The sequence below is a fragment of the Mangrovibacter phragmitis genome, assembly GCF_040429585.1.
Lineage (GTDB): Bacteria > Pseudomonadota > Gammaproteobacteria > Enterobacterales > Enterobacteriaceae > Mangrovibacter > Mangrovibacter phragmitis.
In genome coordinates, this window is the sequence record NZ_CP134782.1 from 1,889,872 (window position 1) to 1,909,276 (window position 19,405).

At 45.7% G+C, this 19,405-nt stretch carries 13 protein-coding genes and 4 pseudogenes; 9 read left to right on the forward strand and 8 right to left on the reverse strand.

The features are described from left to right. The first annotated feature begins 11 nt into the window (after nucleotides 1-11). Both dhaL and ptsP read left to right on the forward strand, forming a co-directional pair. The gene (gene dhaL / locus MPHASIOC01_RS09145; protein WP_005379705.1) at nucleotides 12-647 is read left to right on the forward strand and encodes a dihydroxyacetone kinase subunit DhaL; all 636 of its coding nucleotides are present in this window, start codon (nucleotides 12-14) and stop codon (nucleotides 645-647) included. A gap of 1 nt (nucleotide 648) precedes the next feature. Continuing rightward, the gene (ptsP, locus tag MPHASIOC01_RS09150) at nucleotides 649-3,048 is read left to right on the forward strand and encodes a phosphoenolpyruvate--protein phosphotransferase (protein ID WP_353614440.1); all 2,400 of its coding nucleotides are present in this window, start codon (nucleotides 649-651) and stop codon (nucleotides 3,046-3,048) included. A gap of 78 nt (nucleotides 3,049-3,126) precedes the next feature. On the opposite strand, the gene dhaR (MPHASIOC01_RS09155) is transcribed toward ptsP, so the two are convergent. The 6 genes and pseudogenes from dhaR (MPHASIOC01_RS09155) to tnpA all read right to left on the reverse strand — a co-directional run bounded on the left by dhaR (MPHASIOC01_RS09155) (nucleotide 3,127) and on the right by tnpA (nucleotide 10,094). Continuing rightward, entirely contained in the window at nucleotides 3,127-5,052 is a 1,926-nt protein-coding gene (gene dhaR / locus MPHASIOC01_RS09155; RefSeq protein WP_353614441.1) for a dihydroxyacetone kinase operon transcriptional regulator DhaR, read from the reverse strand. A 237-nt stretch (nucleotides 5,053-5,289) separates the two neighbouring features. Beyond that, the gene (istB, locus tag MPHASIOC01_RS09160; protein WP_023931200.1) at nucleotides 5,290-6,030 is read right to left on the reverse strand and encodes an IS21-like element ISVch3 family helper ATPase IstB; all 741 of its coding nucleotides are present in this window, start codon (nucleotides 6,028-6,030) and stop codon (nucleotides 5,290-5,292) included. Nucleotides 6,031-6,040: 10 nt separating this feature from the next. Then, on the reverse strand, nucleotides 6,041-7,573 hold the full coding sequence (gene istA, locus MPHASIOC01_RS09165) for an IS21 family transposase (protein WP_202641176.1): 1,533 nt from the start codon (nucleotides 7,571-7,573) through the stop codon (nucleotides 6,041-6,043). Between the two features lie 438 nt (nucleotides 7,574-8,011). Next, nucleotides 8,012-9,364: pseudogene (tnpC, locus tag MPHASIOC01_RS09170) on the reverse strand (IS66 family transposase); the annotation flags it as partial. Between the two features lie 59 nt (nucleotides 9,365-9,423). Continuing rightward, nucleotides 9,424-9,777, reverse strand: a complete 354-nt coding sequence (tnpB, locus tag MPHASIOC01_RS09175) for an IS66 family insertion sequence element accessory protein TnpB (RefSeq protein WP_019283195.1) — start codon at nucleotides 9,775-9,777, stop codon at nucleotides 9,424-9,426. After that, complete coding sequence (tnpA, locus tag MPHASIOC01_RS09180) at nucleotides 9,774-10,094, reverse strand: IS66 family insertion sequence element accessory protein TnpA (protein WP_213906407.1); 321 nt, start codon at nucleotides 10,092-10,094, stop codon at nucleotides 9,774-9,776. The genes tnpB and tnpA overlap by 4 nt, the downstream gene beginning before the upstream one ends. A 170-nt stretch (nucleotides 10,095-10,264) precedes the next feature. On the opposite strand from tnpA, the pseudogene MPHASIOC01_RS09185 reads away from it, so the two are divergent. The 3 genes and pseudogenes from MPHASIOC01_RS09185 to MPHASIOC01_RS09195 all read left to right on the forward strand — a co-directional run. Beyond that, a pseudogene (locus MPHASIOC01_RS09185) lies at nucleotides 10,265-10,524 on the forward strand (hypothetical protein); the annotation flags it as partial. A 144-nt stretch (nucleotides 10,525-10,668) separates the two neighbouring features. Further along, entirely contained in the window at nucleotides 10,669-11,832 is a 1,164-nt protein-coding gene (dhaT, locus tag MPHASIOC01_RS09190; RefSeq protein WP_213906408.1) for a 1,3-propanediol dehydrogenase, read from the forward strand. 16 nt (nucleotides 11,833-11,848) lie between these two features. Continuing rightward, a pseudogene (locus MPHASIOC01_RS09195) lies at nucleotides 11,849-12,037 on the forward strand (glycerol dehydratase reactivase beta/small subunit family protein); the annotation flags it as partial. 123 nt (nucleotides 12,038-12,160) lie between these two features. Here MPHASIOC01_RS09195 and MPHASIOC01_RS09200 read toward each other — a convergent pair. After that, nucleotides 12,161-13,141, reverse strand: coding sequence for an IS5-like element IS5 family transposase (locus tag MPHASIOC01_RS09200; RefSeq protein WP_026141915.1), 981 nt, complete (start codon nucleotides 13,139-13,141; stop codon nucleotides 12,161-12,163). Between the two features lie 361 nt (nucleotides 13,142-13,502). Here MPHASIOC01_RS09200 and MPHASIOC01_RS09205 point away from each other — a divergent pair, with 361 nt between their 5' ends. Together MPHASIOC01_RS09205 and MPHASIOC01_RS09210 are read left to right on the forward strand one after the other, a co-directional pair. Further along, nucleotides 13,503-13,757: a type II toxin-antitoxin system Phd/YefM family antitoxin gene (locus MPHASIOC01_RS09205; protein ID WP_009836585.1), complete on the forward strand. Its 255-nt coding sequence runs from the start codon at nucleotides 13,503-13,505 to the stop codon at nucleotides 13,755-13,757. Next, entirely contained in the window at nucleotides 13,750-14,013 is a 264-nt protein-coding gene (locus MPHASIOC01_RS09210; protein ID WP_019281448.1) for a Txe/YoeB family addiction module toxin, read from the forward strand. The genes MPHASIOC01_RS09205 and MPHASIOC01_RS09210 overlap by 8 nt, the downstream gene beginning before the upstream one ends. 388 nt (nucleotides 14,014-14,401) lie before the next feature. On the opposite strand, the pseudogene MPHASIOC01_RS09215 reads toward MPHASIOC01_RS09210, so the two are convergent. Beyond that, nucleotides 14,402-15,301, reverse strand: a pseudogene (locus tag MPHASIOC01_RS09215) (IS110 family transposase); the annotation flags it as partial. A gap of 385 nt (nucleotides 15,302-15,686) precedes the next feature. Between MPHASIOC01_RS09215 and MPHASIOC01_RS09220 the strand changes: the two are divergent. After that, entirely contained in the window at nucleotides 15,687-17,324 is a 1,638-nt protein-coding gene (locus MPHASIOC01_RS09220) for a dihydroxyacetone kinase subunit DhaK (protein ID WP_353614442.1), read from the forward strand. A 293-nt stretch (nucleotides 17,325-17,617) separates the two neighbouring features. Beyond that, on the forward strand, nucleotides 17,618-19,387 hold the full coding sequence (dhaR, locus tag MPHASIOC01_RS09225; RefSeq protein ID WP_353614919.1) for a dihydroxyacetone kinase operon transcriptional regulator DhaR: 1,770 nt from the start codon (nucleotides 17,618-17,620) through the stop codon (nucleotides 19,385-19,387). The last annotated feature ends 18 nt before the right edge of the window (nucleotides 19,388-19,405 follow it).

Here is a 19,405-nt window from a genome sequence, read left to right on the forward strand (position 1 = left end):
GGGGAGCAAACATGCAAATTGAAAAACAACATATCGTTCACTGGTTAGAGCTATGTGCAAAAACGTATCAAGAGAATCAAGATTTTCTGACCGACCTTGATCGTGATATTGGTGACGCAGACCATGGTCTCAATATGAACCGAGGCTTTAAAAAAGTCGCGGAAAAACTGCCGCAATTTGCGGACCAAAATATCGGCAGCATTCTCAAGAATACGGGCATGACCTTGCTTTCTAGTGTCGGTGGGGCAAGTGGCCCGCTGTATGGCACGCTGTTTATTCGCACGGCTGCCGCTGTCGGAACTCGAGAGCAACTAACGTTTGAAGAGTTGGTTGATGCACTAAAAAGCGGTGTGGATGGCGTGGTGTCTCGTGGTAAAGCGGAACTGGGTGATAAAACCATGTGTGATGTTTGGTTACCCGTTTTAGTTAGCGTGAAGGCGTCGTTAGAAAATGGCATGAGCGCTGACCATTTATTGAATGAAATGGTTGAGCTAGCAGAAACGAACGCGGTTGCCACGATTGAAATGTTGGCGAAAAAAGGGCGAGCAAGCTATTTAGGTGAACGTAGTATTGGTCACCAAGACCCCGGCGCAACCTCTTCTTTGTTAATGATTAAAGCACTACAGCAGGCAATAGCAGGTAATTAAGATGGTGGGAATTGTAGTTGTATCTCATAGTCGTCGCCTTGCAGAAGGGGTGGCCGAACTTGCCACCCAAATGACGCAAGGCAAAGCCAAGCTTGCGATTGCGGCTGGGATTGATGATCCAGAGAACCCGATCGGAACCGATGCCATAGCCGTGATGGAAGCGATTGAGCAGGTACATGATCAACAAGGGGTTGTTGTGTTGATGGATCTTGGCAGCGCGTTGCTTAGCACGGAAATGGCTCTGGATCTGATTGATGATCATGTGAGGGAAAATGTCACCCTTATCTCGGCCCCCATTGTTGAAGGGACCATGGCGGCGTCGGTGGCTGCTGCTGCCGGGCTACCTTTATCGACGGTAGTCGAAGAGGCACAGAATGCGTTAAGCGTAAAACGGGAGCACCTTGGTGATCAGCCACTAACATCCGCTGAGATAGCGCCAGTATCAGAGAACTTTGAGCAAGAACGGACATTTGATTGGGTAGTGCAAAATCCGAATGGATTACATGCTCGTCCCGCTGCGGCCATTGTTGGTGCACTCGCGCCTTTTGACTGCCAATTATGGTTGAAAAAAGGCGAGCGCCGTGTAAACGCGAAAAGCTTAAACAGCATTGCGAAACTTGGCGTTCGTAGCCAAGAGACGATCACGCTGTGCGCACTCGGCTCTCAATCCAGTGAAGCAATCAAGGAATTTGAAGCCTTAGCTAGTGAGCACTTCGGAGAAAAAGAGGCGGTTGAGCAAGGCATTATCGAATCTGAAGAGAGCACGGATACTTTGCTCGATGACATGGTCCCTAATCAGATTGAAGGTGCTGTTGTTGGTCTTCGAGTCAATGACGGTATCGCTACTGCTCCAGTTGTCCTTTTTACTCATGAAATGCCAGTTGTGCCTGAACGTGATTTCCAAAGTGAACAAGATGAAATTGAACGGGTTAAGCATGCGATAGGCGTGGTTGTTCAACATTTGCAGGAGCAAGCGAAGCAGCCGAAAGGGGAAATATTTTCTGCTCATAGCATGATGCTCAGTGACCCAGAATTATGGGCATCGGTCGAGTCGCGAATTCAAACGGGCATGATAGCCGAGCAAGCTTGGATAGAATCACTGCAAACGTTAGCCGACGAGTTTCGCCAGGCTGAAAGCCAGTACATGCGGGAACGCGAAGCTGATGTGCATGATATCGCACGCCAGGTTATGGTTGAAATGACAGGTGTAACGCCTAATGCCATCGACATTAAGGAACCGAGTATTTTGTTGGCCCGCGATCTGATGCCTTCTGATGTGGCCGGGCTTGATAAATCGAAAGTGCTTGGTATCTGTTTGAGTGAGGGAGGGAAAACCTCTCACAGTGCGATTCTTGCTCGTGCGATGGGGATTCCTGCCATCGTTAAAGCTCAGGGCTGCCTTGATGCTGTGCGTGCTGGTCAAGTGGTGACTATTGATGGCTTTCGAGGGCATTTATGGTTCTCTCCTTCAGATGCCGTACAGCAGGAATTAGAAGCTCAGCAAATTGAGTGGCAAAACTCCCGACAAAGTGCACTAGCGAGTGCTCAGCAAGCCGCAGTCACCTGTGATGGTGTCCATATTCCAGTATTCGCCAATATTGGTGGACCGAAAGATATTGATGATGCACTAACATCAGGAGCTGAGGGCGTTGGTCTATTCCGGACTGAGTTTCTATTTCAAAACAGTGATGAGTTGCCGACTGAGGAAGCGCAATACCAAGTGTATCGTGATATTGCCGCCGCACTTGGTGATAAGCCACTTACGATTCGTAGTCTAGATGTTGGCGGTGATAAGCCTTTAGTCGCTTACCCTATGCCAGCGGAAGATAATCCATTTTTAGGTCTGAGAGGGGTGCGGTTGTGCCTTCAACATGAGTCATTGTTTACCGCCCAACTTCGAGCCATTCTGAGAGCCTTTCACGAGCAACCGAATATTCAATTGATGATACCGATGGTGGCTCAGGTTGAAGAAGTGAGAAAAGTAAAAGCGCTGTTGGCACATCAAGCAAACCAACTCGGCTTGGATGCGACTCATTTGCCTGTCGGTATTATGATTGAGGTACCCGCCGCGGTATTAAATGCAGATGCGTTAGCACAAGAAGTCGACTTTTTCTCTATTGGCACCAATGATTTGACTCAATATGTTATGGCAGCCGATCGAGGCAACGCTGCCGTTGCTGAATTGGTGAACTACTTTGAACCATCGGTACTAAAAGCCATTGAACTCACTTGTGCAGCAGGCGATCGCGCGGGCATACCGGTCAGTATGTGCGGTGAGATGGCTGGTGATCCAAATGCCACAGAAACATTACTTCGTGTTGGGTTACGAAAATTCAGCGCCAGTTCGAGTCTGCTACCGGGACTAAAAGCGCAGATTCGTCAGTTGTCTGTCGATGTTTAATCGATACCTTTATCGTTAGTACATGTATACCGGCGTGCTTACGCCGGTTTTACTTTTATAGGAACGCCACTTCTTGGCTTAATACAGCTTCATTTGCTCCTTCAGCCCAAACTTATTAATTTTTCTCCATAAGGTCGTGCGGCCAATTTGCAATGCTTTCGCCATATCATGCATTTTGCCATCACACTGATTCCAAGCCTGAACGATAGCTCTTCTCTCGGCTTCTTCTAACGTGATTACTGGCGTATTTTCTGCGGTATGGCGAGAATTCAGTTTAATGTCTTCAGGAATATCGTTCAGCTTGATTAAGTTGGAACTGCGGTTCAGCAAAATTCGCTCAGTTCGGTTTCTTAATTCAGAGTTGTTGCCTGACCAACGAAAATTCATCAACGCTTCCAGTGCGACTGCCTCTATCGAGATCGTCACATTGTGGCGGCGTTCATAATGGCTGATAAGCTGCTGGACGAAAAATTCAATGTCTTCTTTACGCTTTCGTAGTGGCGGAATATGCAGTTCGTTCGAGGAGATTTCATAATAAAGTTGCCGACCAAATGAGCGCTGAGTGACATACTCGCTGATCTCTGAAGCGGTGCTCGTAATAAGTTGAAAGTCTACGGGGATCAATCGCAAACTGTCGCTGCGGCTGACGAGCCCAGTTTTTAACAACTTAAGTAACACGGCTTGTAAATCGGGCGACAGATGTTCCACCTTTTCTAGAAAGAGCGTACCGCCATGGGCGAGTTCAAACTTAGAAGGCATGCCTTGTCCTTCGTCGTAGCCTAGGGTTTCTTTGACCAGCTGCTCTGTATTGATAGAGCGACAGTTGAGCGTAATGAATGGCCCTTCTTTGTAGGTGCTTTCGTTATGAATCGCCATGGCGAGAGTGGCTTTTCCTACACCTTCTTCACCTGTAATTAGAATCGGTGATTTGGACTTTATGGCCCGTTTTGCCACGGTAATGACATGCTTCATTTTTCGTGAAATAACAGGCAAAGTGCTGAATGTATAGCGCGCACTGCCACCTATTTGTTGTTGAGCAAGTTCGCGAATTTTATCGATGGGGTGCAAAAACAATAAGTGCGTGCCGTCGTTGAGTGGACGCAAGGTAATGATCGCTTCAACAAACTCGCCACGAACCTCTACCGTTGTGAGCTTGCGGTTGATGCTTGCACCCGACTCAAGACTATTGAGGACATTCGGCGGGAAACGTAAAACCGAAAAGACTTCTTTATCCAAAACCTGACTGGCTTCAATGTTTAACAAACGCTCTGATTGATGATTTACCATGGTAATACGGCTTTCTTTATCCCAGGCCAGAAGGCCATCATCCATGCATTCTAACGTTGCGTTGTGCGCACAAGTGAGGCGGTTAATGTTTTCTTGTTCCGACTGAATATGGATTTGCAAACTGACTTCTTTCGCGCTCGACGCGATGATGACTAAGTTTTCTTTCTTATAGCTCTCTGCTTTTTTGAGAAGGCATGTTGTGCCGCGTAACTTGCCAAATTGGTCGAAAACAGGTGCTGCTACAGAGGCATAAGAATGTAAGTGGCGATTGAAATGTTCTGCTGCGAAAACTTCACTCGGGATATGAGTACTAATACAGAGATTGACCGCATTTGTGCCAATTTTTCCTTCAGATAGAAAACAGCCTTGTTTAATGCCGAGCGCCTGCATCTCTTGCTGCATAGAGTGATGTCCCACAACGGAAAGAACGCAGCCGTTGCCGTCAGTTACCATCAATAGCAGGTCTTCGTCTCCTAGCATGTCGTAAGTGTCTTCAAGTACGGTCGTGGCGCATTCGATGAGGTGCTCGTTGCGTTTCATCAGAGATGAGAAGGTAAATCCAGAGGCAATATGTGGCTTTGACCAGGTGTAAGGACTGCATTGCTTTATGCAACGCTCCCACGACTCAAGTACGGGAGTGCGGGAAAATTCTGGAGATACCCAATGGTGTTTCTGGAAAAACGCCCATTTGGTTTTAGTGTCTTCGATTGAAAGCATGCCATACCGTTTCAATACTAGCGATAGATTGGTCTGATATTACAGAGACATACGAATATGGACTGTGATGGCTTTCACGTACGTCATACAGAAAGGACACGTAAAGAAAAGGTAACTATTCACCCAGGAGCTATTGACAGCAAATTTATGTGACTGAGTGCGTATTTCGGTGATTGCGAACGCTTGTTTCGGTTTATTCCGAACACCTGAACCAGCACTTTTTCTCTTTCCCTATTTTTACTCTAAGTGTTCGGATTGTGCCAGTTTTCTCATTGATTCTCCTCCCAGTTCTATTCGATGACTATTGTGAACTAGACGATCCATTAGAGCGTCAGCGACAGTGGCGTTGCCGATCATGTTGTACCACTCTTTTACTGGTAACTGGCTGATGACGATTGTGCTGCTGTTTTGGTAACGGTCTTCAAGCACTTCTAACAAGTGACCAGCATGCTCTTGAGTCAGTTTTTCCATCCCCCAGTCGTCGAGGAGTAGTAAGCCTTTCTTAGCCAGCGACTGAAGTTGTTTTTGATAGCTACCATCCAGACGACCTGCGGTCAGATCATCAAGCAAGCGAGTTAATCGGTAGTACCTGACGGTTTGCTGTTGGTCGCAGGCACTGGTTGCCAGAGCGCAACCAAGATAGGTTTTGCCTGCACCTGTTGGGCCTGTGATCAAGATATTCTGATGCTTGTGCAGATAACTGCCTGTTAACAGTTCGCTCATCTGTTTACGATTGAGATTTCGTCCCTCTTTGTAGATGAGTTGGCTTGGCTGGGCATCCACTCTCAGCTTTGCTTGTCGCTTCAAGCGTTGGATTTTGCTCTGATTACGGTTCAAGATTTCACTCTCCAGGAGCAAGCTTAACCGCTCCTCGAAGTCCAGCTCTGCGTAGGTGGTCAGTTGCTCTTGTTGCTGCTCTAACGCTTTCGCCGCATGACTTAAGCGCAGGGTTTTAAGTTGGTCATTGAGTGCGTTCATATCCTTTCTCCTAGTGATAACAGTTCGGGCCACGAACATTGCTGTGAACAAGGTTCGGCGTATTCGCTTTATCTTTACTCAGGTGCCCCTCACGATTGTTCTTGAGTAGATTGTTGACGAAGGTGTAATTGGGTTTTGTTAGCATCAGTGCATCTTTACAGGCTTGCTCTAAGCGCGATTCGCCATGCGCTTTGCTCAGATTGAGCAGCCCAAGGCAGGAGCGATACGACTGCTCTGGATGAGGCTTGGAGTTCAGCATCTTATTGACGACTTCCCGTGTGGCGGGGCCGATATTGGCTCCCCAGTTGAGTAAACGTCCAGGCGACCACTTTTGATGTTGATGATTACTCGGCATGTGCTCAGGTTGAGTGCTGTTTCCGCGCTCCCTTTGGCTACGTGGGTGCTGGGCGATCAAGTTACCTTGATGGTAGATTTGCACCAGACGGTTGGAGGCTTCCAGTTCGACATGGTGGCCAACAAGTTGATGGGGAACCGAGTAGTAGTGACGGCGATATTCGATGTGATAATCAGGCCCAACCTTGGCTCGCTTGGTTTCAGTATATAGATATCGCTGCTTAGGAAGGGGCTTTAACGCGGGTTTATCAAGTTTGTCGAACAGCGCTTTGCGGCTTGCACCATAATGCTTCATCTCACGTTCGTTTAAGTCATTCATCAGCTCACGGATGGCAAGGTTCAGCTCTTTGAAGGTATAGAAGGTTTGATGGCGAAGTCGCATCATGATCCAACGTTCCACTAGGAGGACTGCATTTTCTGCTTTGGCTTTGTCTTTCGGTTTGTAGGGGCGAGCTGGCATCACGGCAGTTTGATAATGATTTGCCAGTTTTTGATAGCTTTCATTAAGCCTCGGTTCATAACGGTTAGCTTTGCTGACCGCGCTGCGTAGATTATCGGGAACCAAGAGCCGTGGTACACCACCGAAGTGTTCGAGCGCATTGGCATGCGCCTCTAACCAGTAAGACTTACCTTGACTCGGGAAGGCTTCCACATAGGTGTAATTGGACGCTCCTAAGGTCGCCACGAACACTTCTGCTTCGCGCACTTCACCTGTATCAGGGTTGACCACTTGAAGCCGAGGCCCACAGTAATCGATAAACAGCTTATCACCTGCAACATGGAGCTGACGCATACTGCGCTTTTGGGTTTTGAACCAACGAGTGAAGTGCTCGCAGAACTGAGTGTAAGCGTAAGCTTGCTCTTGATATTGCTCATGGTACTCCTGCCACAACAACATCTTTGTCATGCCTTTACGCTTGAGTTCGACAGCGTACTGAGCGAAGTCTGGCATGACCTTGTCTCGACTGGCTTTCTTCGAATGATAAAGAGATTTAGTAAGGTCTGTATCACTGTAACCTTCTGGAAGAGGCCAGCCTATCTGACTTTGCTTAAAACGAGCGACAAGTTCAGAGACTGTTGCAAGACTGACATTGAGACAACTAGCAATACTACGGTAGGACAACCCACACTCGTACTTAAGGCGTAATATCTCTTTGATTTTGTTCATTGGAGTTCTCTTTTTAGCCATTGTCGCTTCCTTACGTTCTTGTTTAAGAAGTAAAGAATAGCGAGCTATTGATTTAAAAGAGAAAAAGGAAGGATTTCGGGCATTCCGAACGCGGTTTTCGCTATTCCGAACGCTGATTTCGGAGTTCGCTTAAAAGTGTTCGGATAATCGCGGAATGTGCGTTCGGATTAAACCGAAATAGGTGTTCGGGTCATACCGAAATGGCTGTTCGGAATGCTCCGAAATACGCAGTAAACGAAATGAAAACAAAAAAGAACCGGCTTTCGGTTCTTTTTTTGTTTGATATAACCTCTAGTTCTTTATTCGCATGATAATGTCAGACATAGGCGTTGCTTTATCGGTACTAAGCAACCTACAGGCAATTCCAACTCTGAGAATATGCCTCGTCTCACAGAGGAGAGAGAGGTTTTGTCGAAAAACTTGAAAAAGGTCATAAGAGTTCTTTCTGCCTATAACCAGCGGTTTTATTGCGCGTTCAGCACGATTATTGTCTATCGATAAGTGACCGTCATCGATATAGCGGCTCAGCTTCGGCCACTGACCGAGCGTGTATTTTATCGCTTTACCCAGCGGGCTAGACTCAAGCACTTTCTGAGTTGTCATCCATTCATAAAGCTCATCCAGTATCGGCTTAGCATGCTCTTGGCGCTCTGCTTTCCGTTTTTCGGCACAGGCACCTTTTAAGCGTGATTCTATTCCATAGAGTTTCTGGATTTTAGCCAATGCACTATCCGCTTTGCCTGACTTGCCTTTGCCTTGCAGCTTTTTCGCCTCCATGAACTTGCGCCGAGCATGCGCGAAGCAACCGACATTGGTGACGAGATGAAGCCCATCATAAACACCATAGCCATCGGTTTGCAGATACCCATCATAGTCGCCCAAGAAGGCAACGGGGCACGCCCTCGCGCGACTGTTTTGATAGTCGTACAAGACGATATTTTTCACATTGGGGAGTGCGGCATCTGGCGAGTCTGCGCCCGAGCAGTAAAGCCACATATAACACTGTTTATCTTCTTTGAGGACATTGAGCGGCGTTTCATCCGCCTGAATCACCACTTGCTCAAGTAGGTGCGCTTTCAAGGCCGCGTAAAGCGGGGCGAACTTCTCACTGACTTGGATAATCCACCTTGCCATCGTGGTTCGTGAGAGTTCGATACCTGACTGGGTAAACAACGACTCTTGTCGATAAAGTGGCATCGCGTATTGGTATTTGCCGAGGATGATATTGGCCAACAAGCTTTCTGTGGCGAAGCTCTTCGGGATAATGCTTTGCGGCGCTGGCTTTTGAACGATGCGATTGTTGTCTTCAGTTTGCTCGCACTGGCGGCAAGCATATTTAGGACGAACATATTCCAGTACTTTGAGTACGGCTGGTGTGAACTCCAGCTTTTCACTGCGGTCTTCACCGATTTTATGCAGACTATGCTGGCAGCAAGCACATTGCTTTTCATGGTCGTCTAAATCAAGTTCGATAACCTCACGAGGCAAGGTCTTTGGAAGTGGCTTGCGTTTACCGCGTTTCTTCGTTGTGGTCGTCGTCGTGACCTCAACCTCTTCTTCTTTAGCGGCTTCACATTCCACTTCGTTGAAGAGGTCACCTTGAGATTCATTGTAAGGCTTTAACGCCTCTGAGCGTTTAGCGAACTGGCGGTCGAAGGCCAGCTTGAGCTGTTCAAGTAGCGACTGGCGCTCTTGTTTCAATTGGATTTCTGACGCCATCAGCGCTTTCACCATCGCTTGTAGCTCGGCAACATCTTGGCTTTCTGGGTTGATATTTGGCGTCTTTTTCATGGCATTGATTATACTAAAATCATGCCGTTAATGCTTGGTGGATATGGCTATATTATCGCTTAAGTCATTGTAAAATCGTTTATTCTAACGGGTTTATGGCCGATAATCGTGAAGCCAGAAAGCAGTCTATCAAGCTCGAATTGAGTTAGGGTAAACACCTCATTTTGCTCTTTTGATGGCCACTTGTACTTGGCTTTTTCAAGGCGCTTGTACCAAAGAGCAAAGCCTGTTTTATCCCAGTACAGCACTTTGATTTTGTCGCGCTGTTTGTTGGTGAACAGGAACAGTGCGCCGCTGCCCAAGGGCAAGTCGGTGTCATTTTCGATAATCGCAGCGAGGCCGTTGATGGACTTTCTAAAATCGACGCTTTCGCGATAGAGATAGATTTCGGGAGCACTGAGCATACGTTTCATGACAGCGCACCGATAAGCTCTGCGAGATAGGTCGCTGGCGTGCCTTGTGGGATGCTCAGTTCAACATCATTGACGAGCAGCGTCATATTGGTAACGACAACGTGAGTGGCTTGATACTTTGTGGTCTTTTCAACGACTTCTGCTTTAACAAAGCCAACCGTGTTCGGTTTTTCGATGTGCTTTAACTGTTGGCGCTTAGCGTAAAAAGTGGAGAGGCTCAGTCCGTTACGTTCACAGAATAATCGTTGTGATAGTTGGCTGGATTCATAGTGTTCGAACAGGGTTCGCCATTCTTGGTTAGTGCGTCGTTTGGCCATTTCAAATCTCCTTTGGGTTGGAGGTTTGATCTTATTATTCGGGCTAGGTGATTAGAATGCGGTGTTTATGACGCGCTTACAATATATCCAAATGATTTTGTTGAACACGACAGGGAGCCCAGAGCCCATTTTGACTGCTCCCCTCCCTAAAGGAAGGGGATTCCCAATTCAATGAAGCGGAACGCACGCTGCGTGGCTATGTGCTATGGCGCAAACGGAGCTACGGGGTGTGTCGTGGGGAGTTGTTTCGTCAACGGATACTCTCGTTGGTGGAAACTGCCAAACGCTTGGGGCGTGCTGCCCCCAGGAGTGGCTGCGCGCCATCGTCCGAGCCTGCATCGAGAAGACGGATTACCCGATCCCCTCAGAGTTGTGTAGTCTGAATAGGGGTTTCAGTATGGCGAATTTTATACTATTTTATGCTACTTAAACCCTTTTTGTTATGGTTAGACCAAGTTAGACTGTGTTTCATCTTGGTTTGTTACCTAGGGAAGGTGCGAACAAGACATGTTATTAGCGCAAACCGCGCTGAATTGTTTCTCTGAATTATAATTTAAATCTAAGAAGGTAAATTATGAGCTATCGTATGTTTGATTACCTGGTGCCGAATGTGAACTTTTTTGGCCCGAATGCTATTTCCGTCGTGGGCGAACGCTGCAAACTGTTGGGCGGTAAAAAAGCGCTGCTGGTGACTGATAAAGGTCTGCGAGCCATTAAGGACGGCGCGGTTGATAAAACCCTCGAACATCTGCGTGAAGCCGGTATTGACGTGGTGGTGTTTGACGGCGTCGAGCCAAACCCTAAAGACACCAACGTGCGCGACGGCCTGGACGTTTTTCGTAAAGAGCAATGCGATATCATCGTTACCGTCGGCGGTGGTAGCCCGCATGACTGCGGTAAAGGCATCGGCATCGCAGCGACGCACGAAGGCGATCTCTATAGCTATGCCGGGATTGAAACCCTGACCAATCCGCTGCCGCCGATCGTCGCGGTGAATACCACCGCCGGTACCGCCAGCGAAGTCACCCGTCACTGCGTGCTGACCAATACCAAAACCAAAGTGAAGTTTGTGATTGTCAGTTGGCGCAACCTGCCGTCGGTTTCCATTAATGACCCACTGCTGATGCTCGGCAAACCTGCGGCACTGACTGCGGCAACAGGAATGGACGCCCTGACCCACGCCGTTGAGGCCTATATTTCAAAAGATGCCAACCCGGTTACCGACGCCGCCGCTATCCAGGCAATTCGTCTGATCGCCCGCAACTTACGCCAAGCCGTAGCACTGGGCAGCAACCTGAAAGCTCGCGAGAATATGGCCTATGCCTCTTTGCTGGCGGGTATGGCCTTCAACAACGCCAACCTTGGCTACGTTCACGCGATGGCGCATCAGCTTGGCGGTCTGTACGACATGCCGCACGGCGTAGCAAATGCCGTCCTGCTGCCGCACGTGGCGCGCTATAACCTGATCGCTAATCCGGAGAAATTTGCCGACATCGCGGAGTTTATGGGTGAGAACACTGACGGTCTGTCCACCATGGATGCTGCCGAGCTGGCGATTCGCGCCATCGCTCGCCTGTCAGCCGATATCGGTATTCCGCAGCATCTGCGCGAGCTGGGCGTCAAAGAAGCCGATTTCCCGTATATGGCGGAAATGGCGCTGAAAGACGGCAATGCCTTCTCCAACCCGCGTAAAGGGAACGAGAAAGAAATTGCCGAGATCTTCCGTCAGGCATTCTGATCAATAAGGGGGCGCAATGTCACTTTCATCACCGGGCGTACATCTGTTTTATCACTCACTCTGGCAGGATACGCGCGTGCTTGATGAACTATGCTGGGGGCTGGAAGAGCAAGGCGTCCCTTGCCGGACAATCTGTTGCGACGAGCATGACTGCGCGCTGGCCCTCAGCAAGCTGGCGGCTAAGGAAGGTGCGAATAAGCGGGGAAATTCTTCTCGGCTGACTCAGTCATTTCATTTCTTCATGTTTGAGCCGTTTTTTCTCCCGTAAATGCCTTGAATCAGCCTATTTAGACCGTTTCTTCGCCATTTAAGGCGTTATTCCCAGTTTTTAGTGAGATCTCTCCCACTGACGTATCATTTGGTCCGCCCGAAACAGGTTGGCCAGCGTGAATAACATCGCCAGTTGGTTATCGTTTTTCAGCAACCCCTTGTATCTGGCTTTCACGAAGCCGAACTGTCGCTTGATGATGCGAAATGGGTGCTCCACCTTGGCCCGGATGCTGGCTTTCATGTATTCGATGTTGATGGCCGTTTTGTTCTTGCGTGGATGCTGTTTCAAGGTTCTTACCTTGCCGGGGCGCTCGGCGATCAGCCAGTCCACATCCACCTCGGCCAGCTCCTCGCGCTGTGGCGCCCCTTGGTAGCCGGCATCGGCTGAGACAAATTGCTCCTCTCCATGCAGCAGATTACCCAGCTGATTGAGGTCATGCTCGTTGGCCGCGGTGGTGACTAGGCTGTGGGTCAGGCCACTCTTGGCATCGACACCAATGTGGGCCTTCATGCCAAAGTGCCACTGATTGCCTTTCTTGGTCTGATGCATCTGCGGATCGCGTTGCTGCTCTTTGTTCTTGGTCGAGCTGGGTGCCTCAATGATGGTAGCATCGACCAAGGTGCCTTGAGTCATCATGACGCCTGCTTCGGCCAGCCAGCGATTGATGGTCTTGAACAATTGGCGGGCCAGTTGATGCTGCTCCAGCAGGTGGCGGAAATTCATGATGGTGGTGCGGTCCGGCAAGGCGCTATCCAGGGATAACCGGGCAAACAGACGCATGGAGGCGATTTCGTACAGAGCATCTTCCATCGCGCCATCGCTCAGGTTGTACCAATGCTGCATGCAGTGAATGCGTAGCATGGTTTCCAGCGGATAAGGTCGCCGGCCATTACCAGCCTTGGGATAAAACGGCTCGATGACTTCCACCATGTTTTGCCATGGCAGAATCTGCTCCATGCGGGACAAGAAAATCTCTTTTCTGGTCTGACGGCGCTTACTGCTGAATTCACTGTCGGCGAAGGTGAGCTGATGACTCATGATGAACCCTTTTTCATGGCTCCAGATGACAAACATGATCTCATATCAGGGACTTGTTCGCACCTTCCTTAATCGAACTACCAGATAGAGAACTTTAGTTGCAGCTAAAGTCTGGGTCTCACCTTACCCGATTGGAGCACTTATTATCCATACAAAGCATTTAAGAGGGACAATCAACGCGTGGCATTTTTTGGTTTGGATGAGCATTTGAGGTGACGGCTGGTTAGTTTTAGTGCAGTTGTTTACGTTGCTTGCCCCTTAATGCGGCGTTAGCTGTTTACAAGTTCTCATGTTCCATTAGCTGTACAAGTTTGTTTTTTAGTTATATACTTGTCTCATTAAACGTACATGTGGAGGTTTTATGAGAATTGTATCTTTTACCGAAGCTAGAAATAGCTTGAAGAGCGTTTTGGATGCTGTTGTTAATGACGCAGATACAACCGTGATCACACGTCGTGATTCTGAAGATGCCGTTGTTATGTCACTGGATTATTACAATAGCTTAATGGAAACGGTTCATTTACTTCGTTCTCCGGCAAATGCTGAGCACTTACATCGTTCAATTGCTCAATTTAAAGCGGGTAAGGTGAGCCAAAGAGATTTAATCGATGAGTAGTCGTTTATTATCTTGGACTGATGAATCTTGGAATGATTATGTTTATTGGCAGACACAAGACAAGAAAACACTTAAACGTATAAATAAACTCATCACGGATGTTAAGCGTTCTCCTTTCGAGGGCATAGGTAAACCTGAGCCACTAAAAGAAAACTTATCTGGTTTTTGGTCGCGCCGAATAGACGATGCGAATAGGTTAGTTTATGCGGTTGATGATAGTGCTATCACGATTATTTCTTGCCGTTATCACTATTAATTTAGGCTTTATCGTCAGGCAGCTAACAAACAAGGATAAGTATCGCGCAGCCGACACTTTATCTGGGTGTTGAACAAGCCCAAGCCACTTATATAGTAAATTGCAGATTCGATGTTTAGGGGTCTGAAGCCCAATGGAACGAAAACGTACTATAAGGACTTCCTCCCGATGTCAATGGGTGCTCTGAACGCAATCACAATGAAGATTAAGATGCAGTACTATAAGCGGTCATACTGGAATATTCTGTTCCGGACCAAAATGAAAGACGCTCGCAAGAACCTCATACGCTAATCGGATATTTAACATCCTAACGTTTTCTCAGGCACCTCTTGCGGGGTCTTAACCCTTATCATATTTGCGTTGTCATCATTGGTGGTAAGAGATTTATTTAGGTTGAATAACAATTTTCGAATGATTCACCATAGTGAAGTATTGCCCAACAGTGTCGTGCATTTTTTGCAGCTAAAGCAATAGCGGCTCGCCAGTAACCACGGCGATCTTTGACATCACAGACCCACTTACTGAGCGGATCGTCTTTTCGTCCGGCGCTAGCCATCATTGAACGCGCCCCCTGCACAAGCAGACTACGAATATAGTTGTCACCAGCTTTAGTAATTCGCCCTAATTTTGGTTTCCCTCCGCTGCTGTATTGAGAAGGCGTTAAACCCAACCAGGCCGCCAATTGACGGCCATTACGAAACTCTTTTCCGTCAGAGATCGCTGATACTAGAGCACTGGCTGTCATAGGTCCAACCCCCTTTAGTTGCATCAATAGTCGGCATCGTTCATCTTGCTCTGCCGTCTCTTTAATCAGTCGGTCGAACTTTAAAAGCCTGCGCTCAATGTTGTCTATATGAAGAAATAATTCATCCATGCAAGTTGCGGCTAAGGTTGGAAGGTGAACCTTCATGCTCTCGAACTCGTTACGCAATCGCTCCGGTGATAAAGGAGCAATCACACCAAACTCAGCGAGCAAACCACGAATGCGGTTGCATACTGCCGTCCTTTCTTCATTTAGGCCCTGCCTAGCTCGGTGCAAACATTGAATCGATTGCTGCTCTTCTGACTTGATGCTAACAAATCGCATATGAGGACGTTGAACTGCTTCACAGATAGCTTGAGCATCAGCAGCATCATTTTTCCCTGCTTTGCCAGACAGTCGATAAGGAGAGACAAACTTAGGAGCGATGAGGCGAACTTCGTGGCCGACATTTTTGAATAATCGGGCCCAAAAATGAGCGCTGCTACATGCTTCCATTCCAATCAGACACGGTGGCATATTGGCTACCGTTTCTAACTTGTCAAAGGGAATATTGTAGTGATAAAAGTATGTTACTTCACAAGAAGCTAATACACGGTAGAACACCAGCAAAGTTGAATAATGCGTTTTACACGCCTAAAAATGTGGCCTATGCCGCAATCCTAGTAATTTTATAACTCTAAAAGGTCTTAGTAACTGGATTGCTACCCCTCGATAAAGCCTTTGTAAAGTTTGTTCGCTAGTGATCCAGTTCATCTTTCGAGTCTTAAAGGTAAAAGGTGTTCCTTATTGGAACATTTAAACAAGAACTTTATGTCCCATTATGGAACATTCTATGTTTTTTAGTTATCTGAATTCCAAGTGGCATTATCAAGTCTATCTGTAGTGATCAATAATTTGCTTGGAGTAGAACATGAATAAGTTGTTTATTAACAACAAAGACACCTTAGTAGACGATTCGATTGAAGGTGCAATTTATTGCAATAAATTTAATAACTTAACTAGACTTGAAATAGATCCTAAGATAAGGGTTGTCTGTCGTAACGACTGGAACAAAGACAAGGTAGCACTAGTTTGTGGAGGGGGTTCTGGACATGAACCTGCACATGTTGGGTTCATTGGACGTGGAATGCTTACGGCAGCTGTATGTGGAGACGTTTTTGCTTCGCCAAGTGTTGATGCGGTGTTAAACGCGATTGTGAATGTTACAGGTGAAAAAGGCTGTTTAGTCATTGTAAAAAACTATACTGGAGATAGACTAAACTTCGGCTTGGCTTGCGAAAAAGCTAAGAAAATGGGGTACAAAGTGGAGATGGTTATTGTTGATGATGACATCTCAATTGAGGATAACCCACAGCCAAGGGGTATTGCTGGAACGGTATTTGTTCATAAAGTAGCTGGGCACGCTGCAGAACAAGGAAAAACATTAGAGGATGTAAAATCAGCGGCATTATCGGCTATTCAGAAGGTTTCAAGCATAGGGGTGGCAATCACCAGTTGTACATTGCCTGGAGATAGTTCTCAAAACAGAATTGCACCAGGAGAGGCTGAGCTAGGTTTAGGAATACATGGTGAGCCTGGCGTGAGAAATATCGATTCGTCATCTTGTAAGTACATGGTTGATACAATGGTTGAGCAACTTTATCGTACTCTTTCTAGAAATACTTCGAAGGTAGCGGTAATGATTAACAATTTAGGTGGGGTATCCCCTATCGAGATGGGCTTGATTACGAAAAATGTATTGGAATCTAAGCTTGGTGAACGTACTGCATTAATTTTGGGACCATCTACATTTATGACAGCATTGGACATGAAGGGATTTTCAATATCTTGCCTTGAGTTAGATATGGACTTAACACACTCTCTCTTATCTACTGTCGAAGCTGATGCATGGATAGAACCAGTCCAGAAAACAACATTGGATAAGAGAACCATTAGTAAAGTTCCTTCAACTTTGTCAGTTGAGCCATCAGAGAATGCAAAAATAGAAAATATTGTACGTATAGCGGCAACAACTTTGGTTGAAGCTGAGAATGAGTTAAACGCTCTTGATTCTTTGGTAGGCGATGGTGATACAGGCACGACATTTGCCGCAGGTGCGAAAAAGATACTTGCTGAGTTAGAAGGCAATAAATTACCTCTAGATGATACTGGTGCGTTATTTAGCGTAATTGGAGAAGAGCTATCTACAGTAATGGGAGGATCTTCTGGTGTATTGTTGTCGATTATGTTTACCGCTGCAGGTAATCACTACAATAATAGTAAAAACCTTGTTGAATCACTACAAGTCGGCTTAAAGCAAATGATGGCCTATGGGGGAGCAAGCCTAGGTGATTGTACTATGATTGATGCGATTCATCCTGCTTTGGAAGCATGGAAGAATGCTGGATTAGAAGAAGCAATTATTGCAGTACAAAAAGGTGCTGATAGTACTGCCTCTATGACTCAGGCTAAAGCCGGGCGCTCTTCTTATTTAAATAGTGAAACGCTAAAAGGTGTCAAGGATCCTGGTTCCGCGGCGGTTGAATTAGTTTTTTTGGCGTTTAGGTAAAATAACAGGATATTGGCCAACTCTGGGCAATATCCTTGCCCCATTTATACCTAGATTTTAGCACTATACGCTACACTTCAATAACGGTAGAAAATAGGACGTATGTACGATATGAACTACAGGAAAACTATTGATTGTAAAGTATGGCGTCAGTTTGTGGACTCAAGTTATAGAGAAGACAATTACCTAAACCTAGAACCCCATTTATTTGATGAATGGAATAGGTGTAAAGAAGAATAACATATGACCATTGGATTACGCCTCATAAGGCTAAAGGTGCTACTTACAATTCTATTCAGAAAAGAAGTGGCCAATTAATAAATATATCTTCTCCTATAATGGAAGATATATATGAATACTTGGAAAATGAAGATTGTATCTTATTTCTTTGTGATGAAACTGGTTGTACGCTAAATATGATTGGTTCTGCCTCCCTACAAGATAAAGTTGGGAAGCTTGGATTTGAGAAAGGAACCTATTGGAGAGATGGCATTATAGGGAATAATGCGATAAATAGCTCGCTAAAACTAGCTCATGAAATATCTACAGAAGGAGCTGAGCATTATAGTTTATCACTTCACGAATATTCAATATACTCAGCTCCAATTTTTAGTAGTGAAGGAAGGACGATTGGTTGTATCGCAATTATTTTGCATGAACGTAGTTCATCTTCTATTTTCCTGTCATTGATGCACTCAGCTGCTTTCTCAATAGCCAGTCAGATTAGTTCCGAAGACGTATTATTCGAATCAAATCAACACCTTTCTGAACTTAATATTTTGCTTGAAGGGGTAGAAGAAGGCGTTTTAGCATGGCGTAAATCTGGGAAAATACATTATATAAATAATAAGGCCAATGATCTTTTAGGGCTGAGTACTAGCGATCAAGGAAAAAATATTAGCTCTATTCTAACTCTCTCAGCAAGATTAAAAAATGCTATTAGGCTTGAGAAAAAACTAGATTTTTTTGAAACAACCATAGAATCAAAAGGCAAGTTAATATCTTTAATTGCTTCTTTAAAATTGTTTAAAAACAACAATGGAGAGGTTGAGAGATATATATTGCTATTATATCCTGTTAGGCAAATAAGAAATATTGTAAATCAACACTCTGGAAATAAAGCTAGATTGAATTTTGATGACTTGGTTTTCAGCTCCAATGAAATGTCATTTGTTATAAAGAAATGTATACAAGCAGCTAAGGGTCGAGGACCAATATTGCTTCGAGGTGAAGATGGATTAGATAAAAACCATATTGCACAGGCCATTCATAACAAGAGTGACAGATCAAGTGGTCCATTTATTTCAATAGATTGCCAAGCGATTCCAAAGCAAGCTATATCGTCTGAGTTTCTGGGTGATATCATAAACGATGAGAATTCTAGTCCTTCTAAGTTTGAGTTGGCACATGGTGGTACTATCTTCTTAGAAAATATTGAGTACATAAATACGGAGGTTCAGGCAGGGTTGCTTCACCTTTTAAAAACAGGCTTGTTAAACCTCCTAAATAGAAAAATAGTTCCTATTGATGTTCGTGTGATTGCAACTTCAAACATTGATTTGGAACACTCAGTTTCAGAAAAACTCTTTAGAAAACAACTTCTAATTGAACTTCAAACGTTCGATATTTCTATACCACCACTTAGAGAACGACTGGATGATATTGAATCAATTGTGACGCGAAAACTGTCTTACATAGAATCAGAAAAAAGAAGAAAGTTCACTATAAAGAAGCACGTTTTAGAAGCTTTGAAGCTCTACCCATGGCCAGGAAATCATCGCGAACTTAGAAACGTGATAGAAAGAGCTGCCAATTTTACTGAAAGTGGTGAAATAGATATAGGTGACTTACCAAATATCATTATACGTAAGGTATCTAACCAAGGTTCAGATGAAATTTCAAAGTCGAACAATCTTTCTGAAATTCAAAGTAAAGCGATTATTAGATCTGCAAAATCAAACAAAGGCAAGGTGAAAGACATGTGTTCAGATTTAAATATAGGAAGAACAACATTATGGAGGAAACTAAAAGAATACAATATTGATCTATCTCAATATAAGTAGGAGTATTTATAGCTCGCT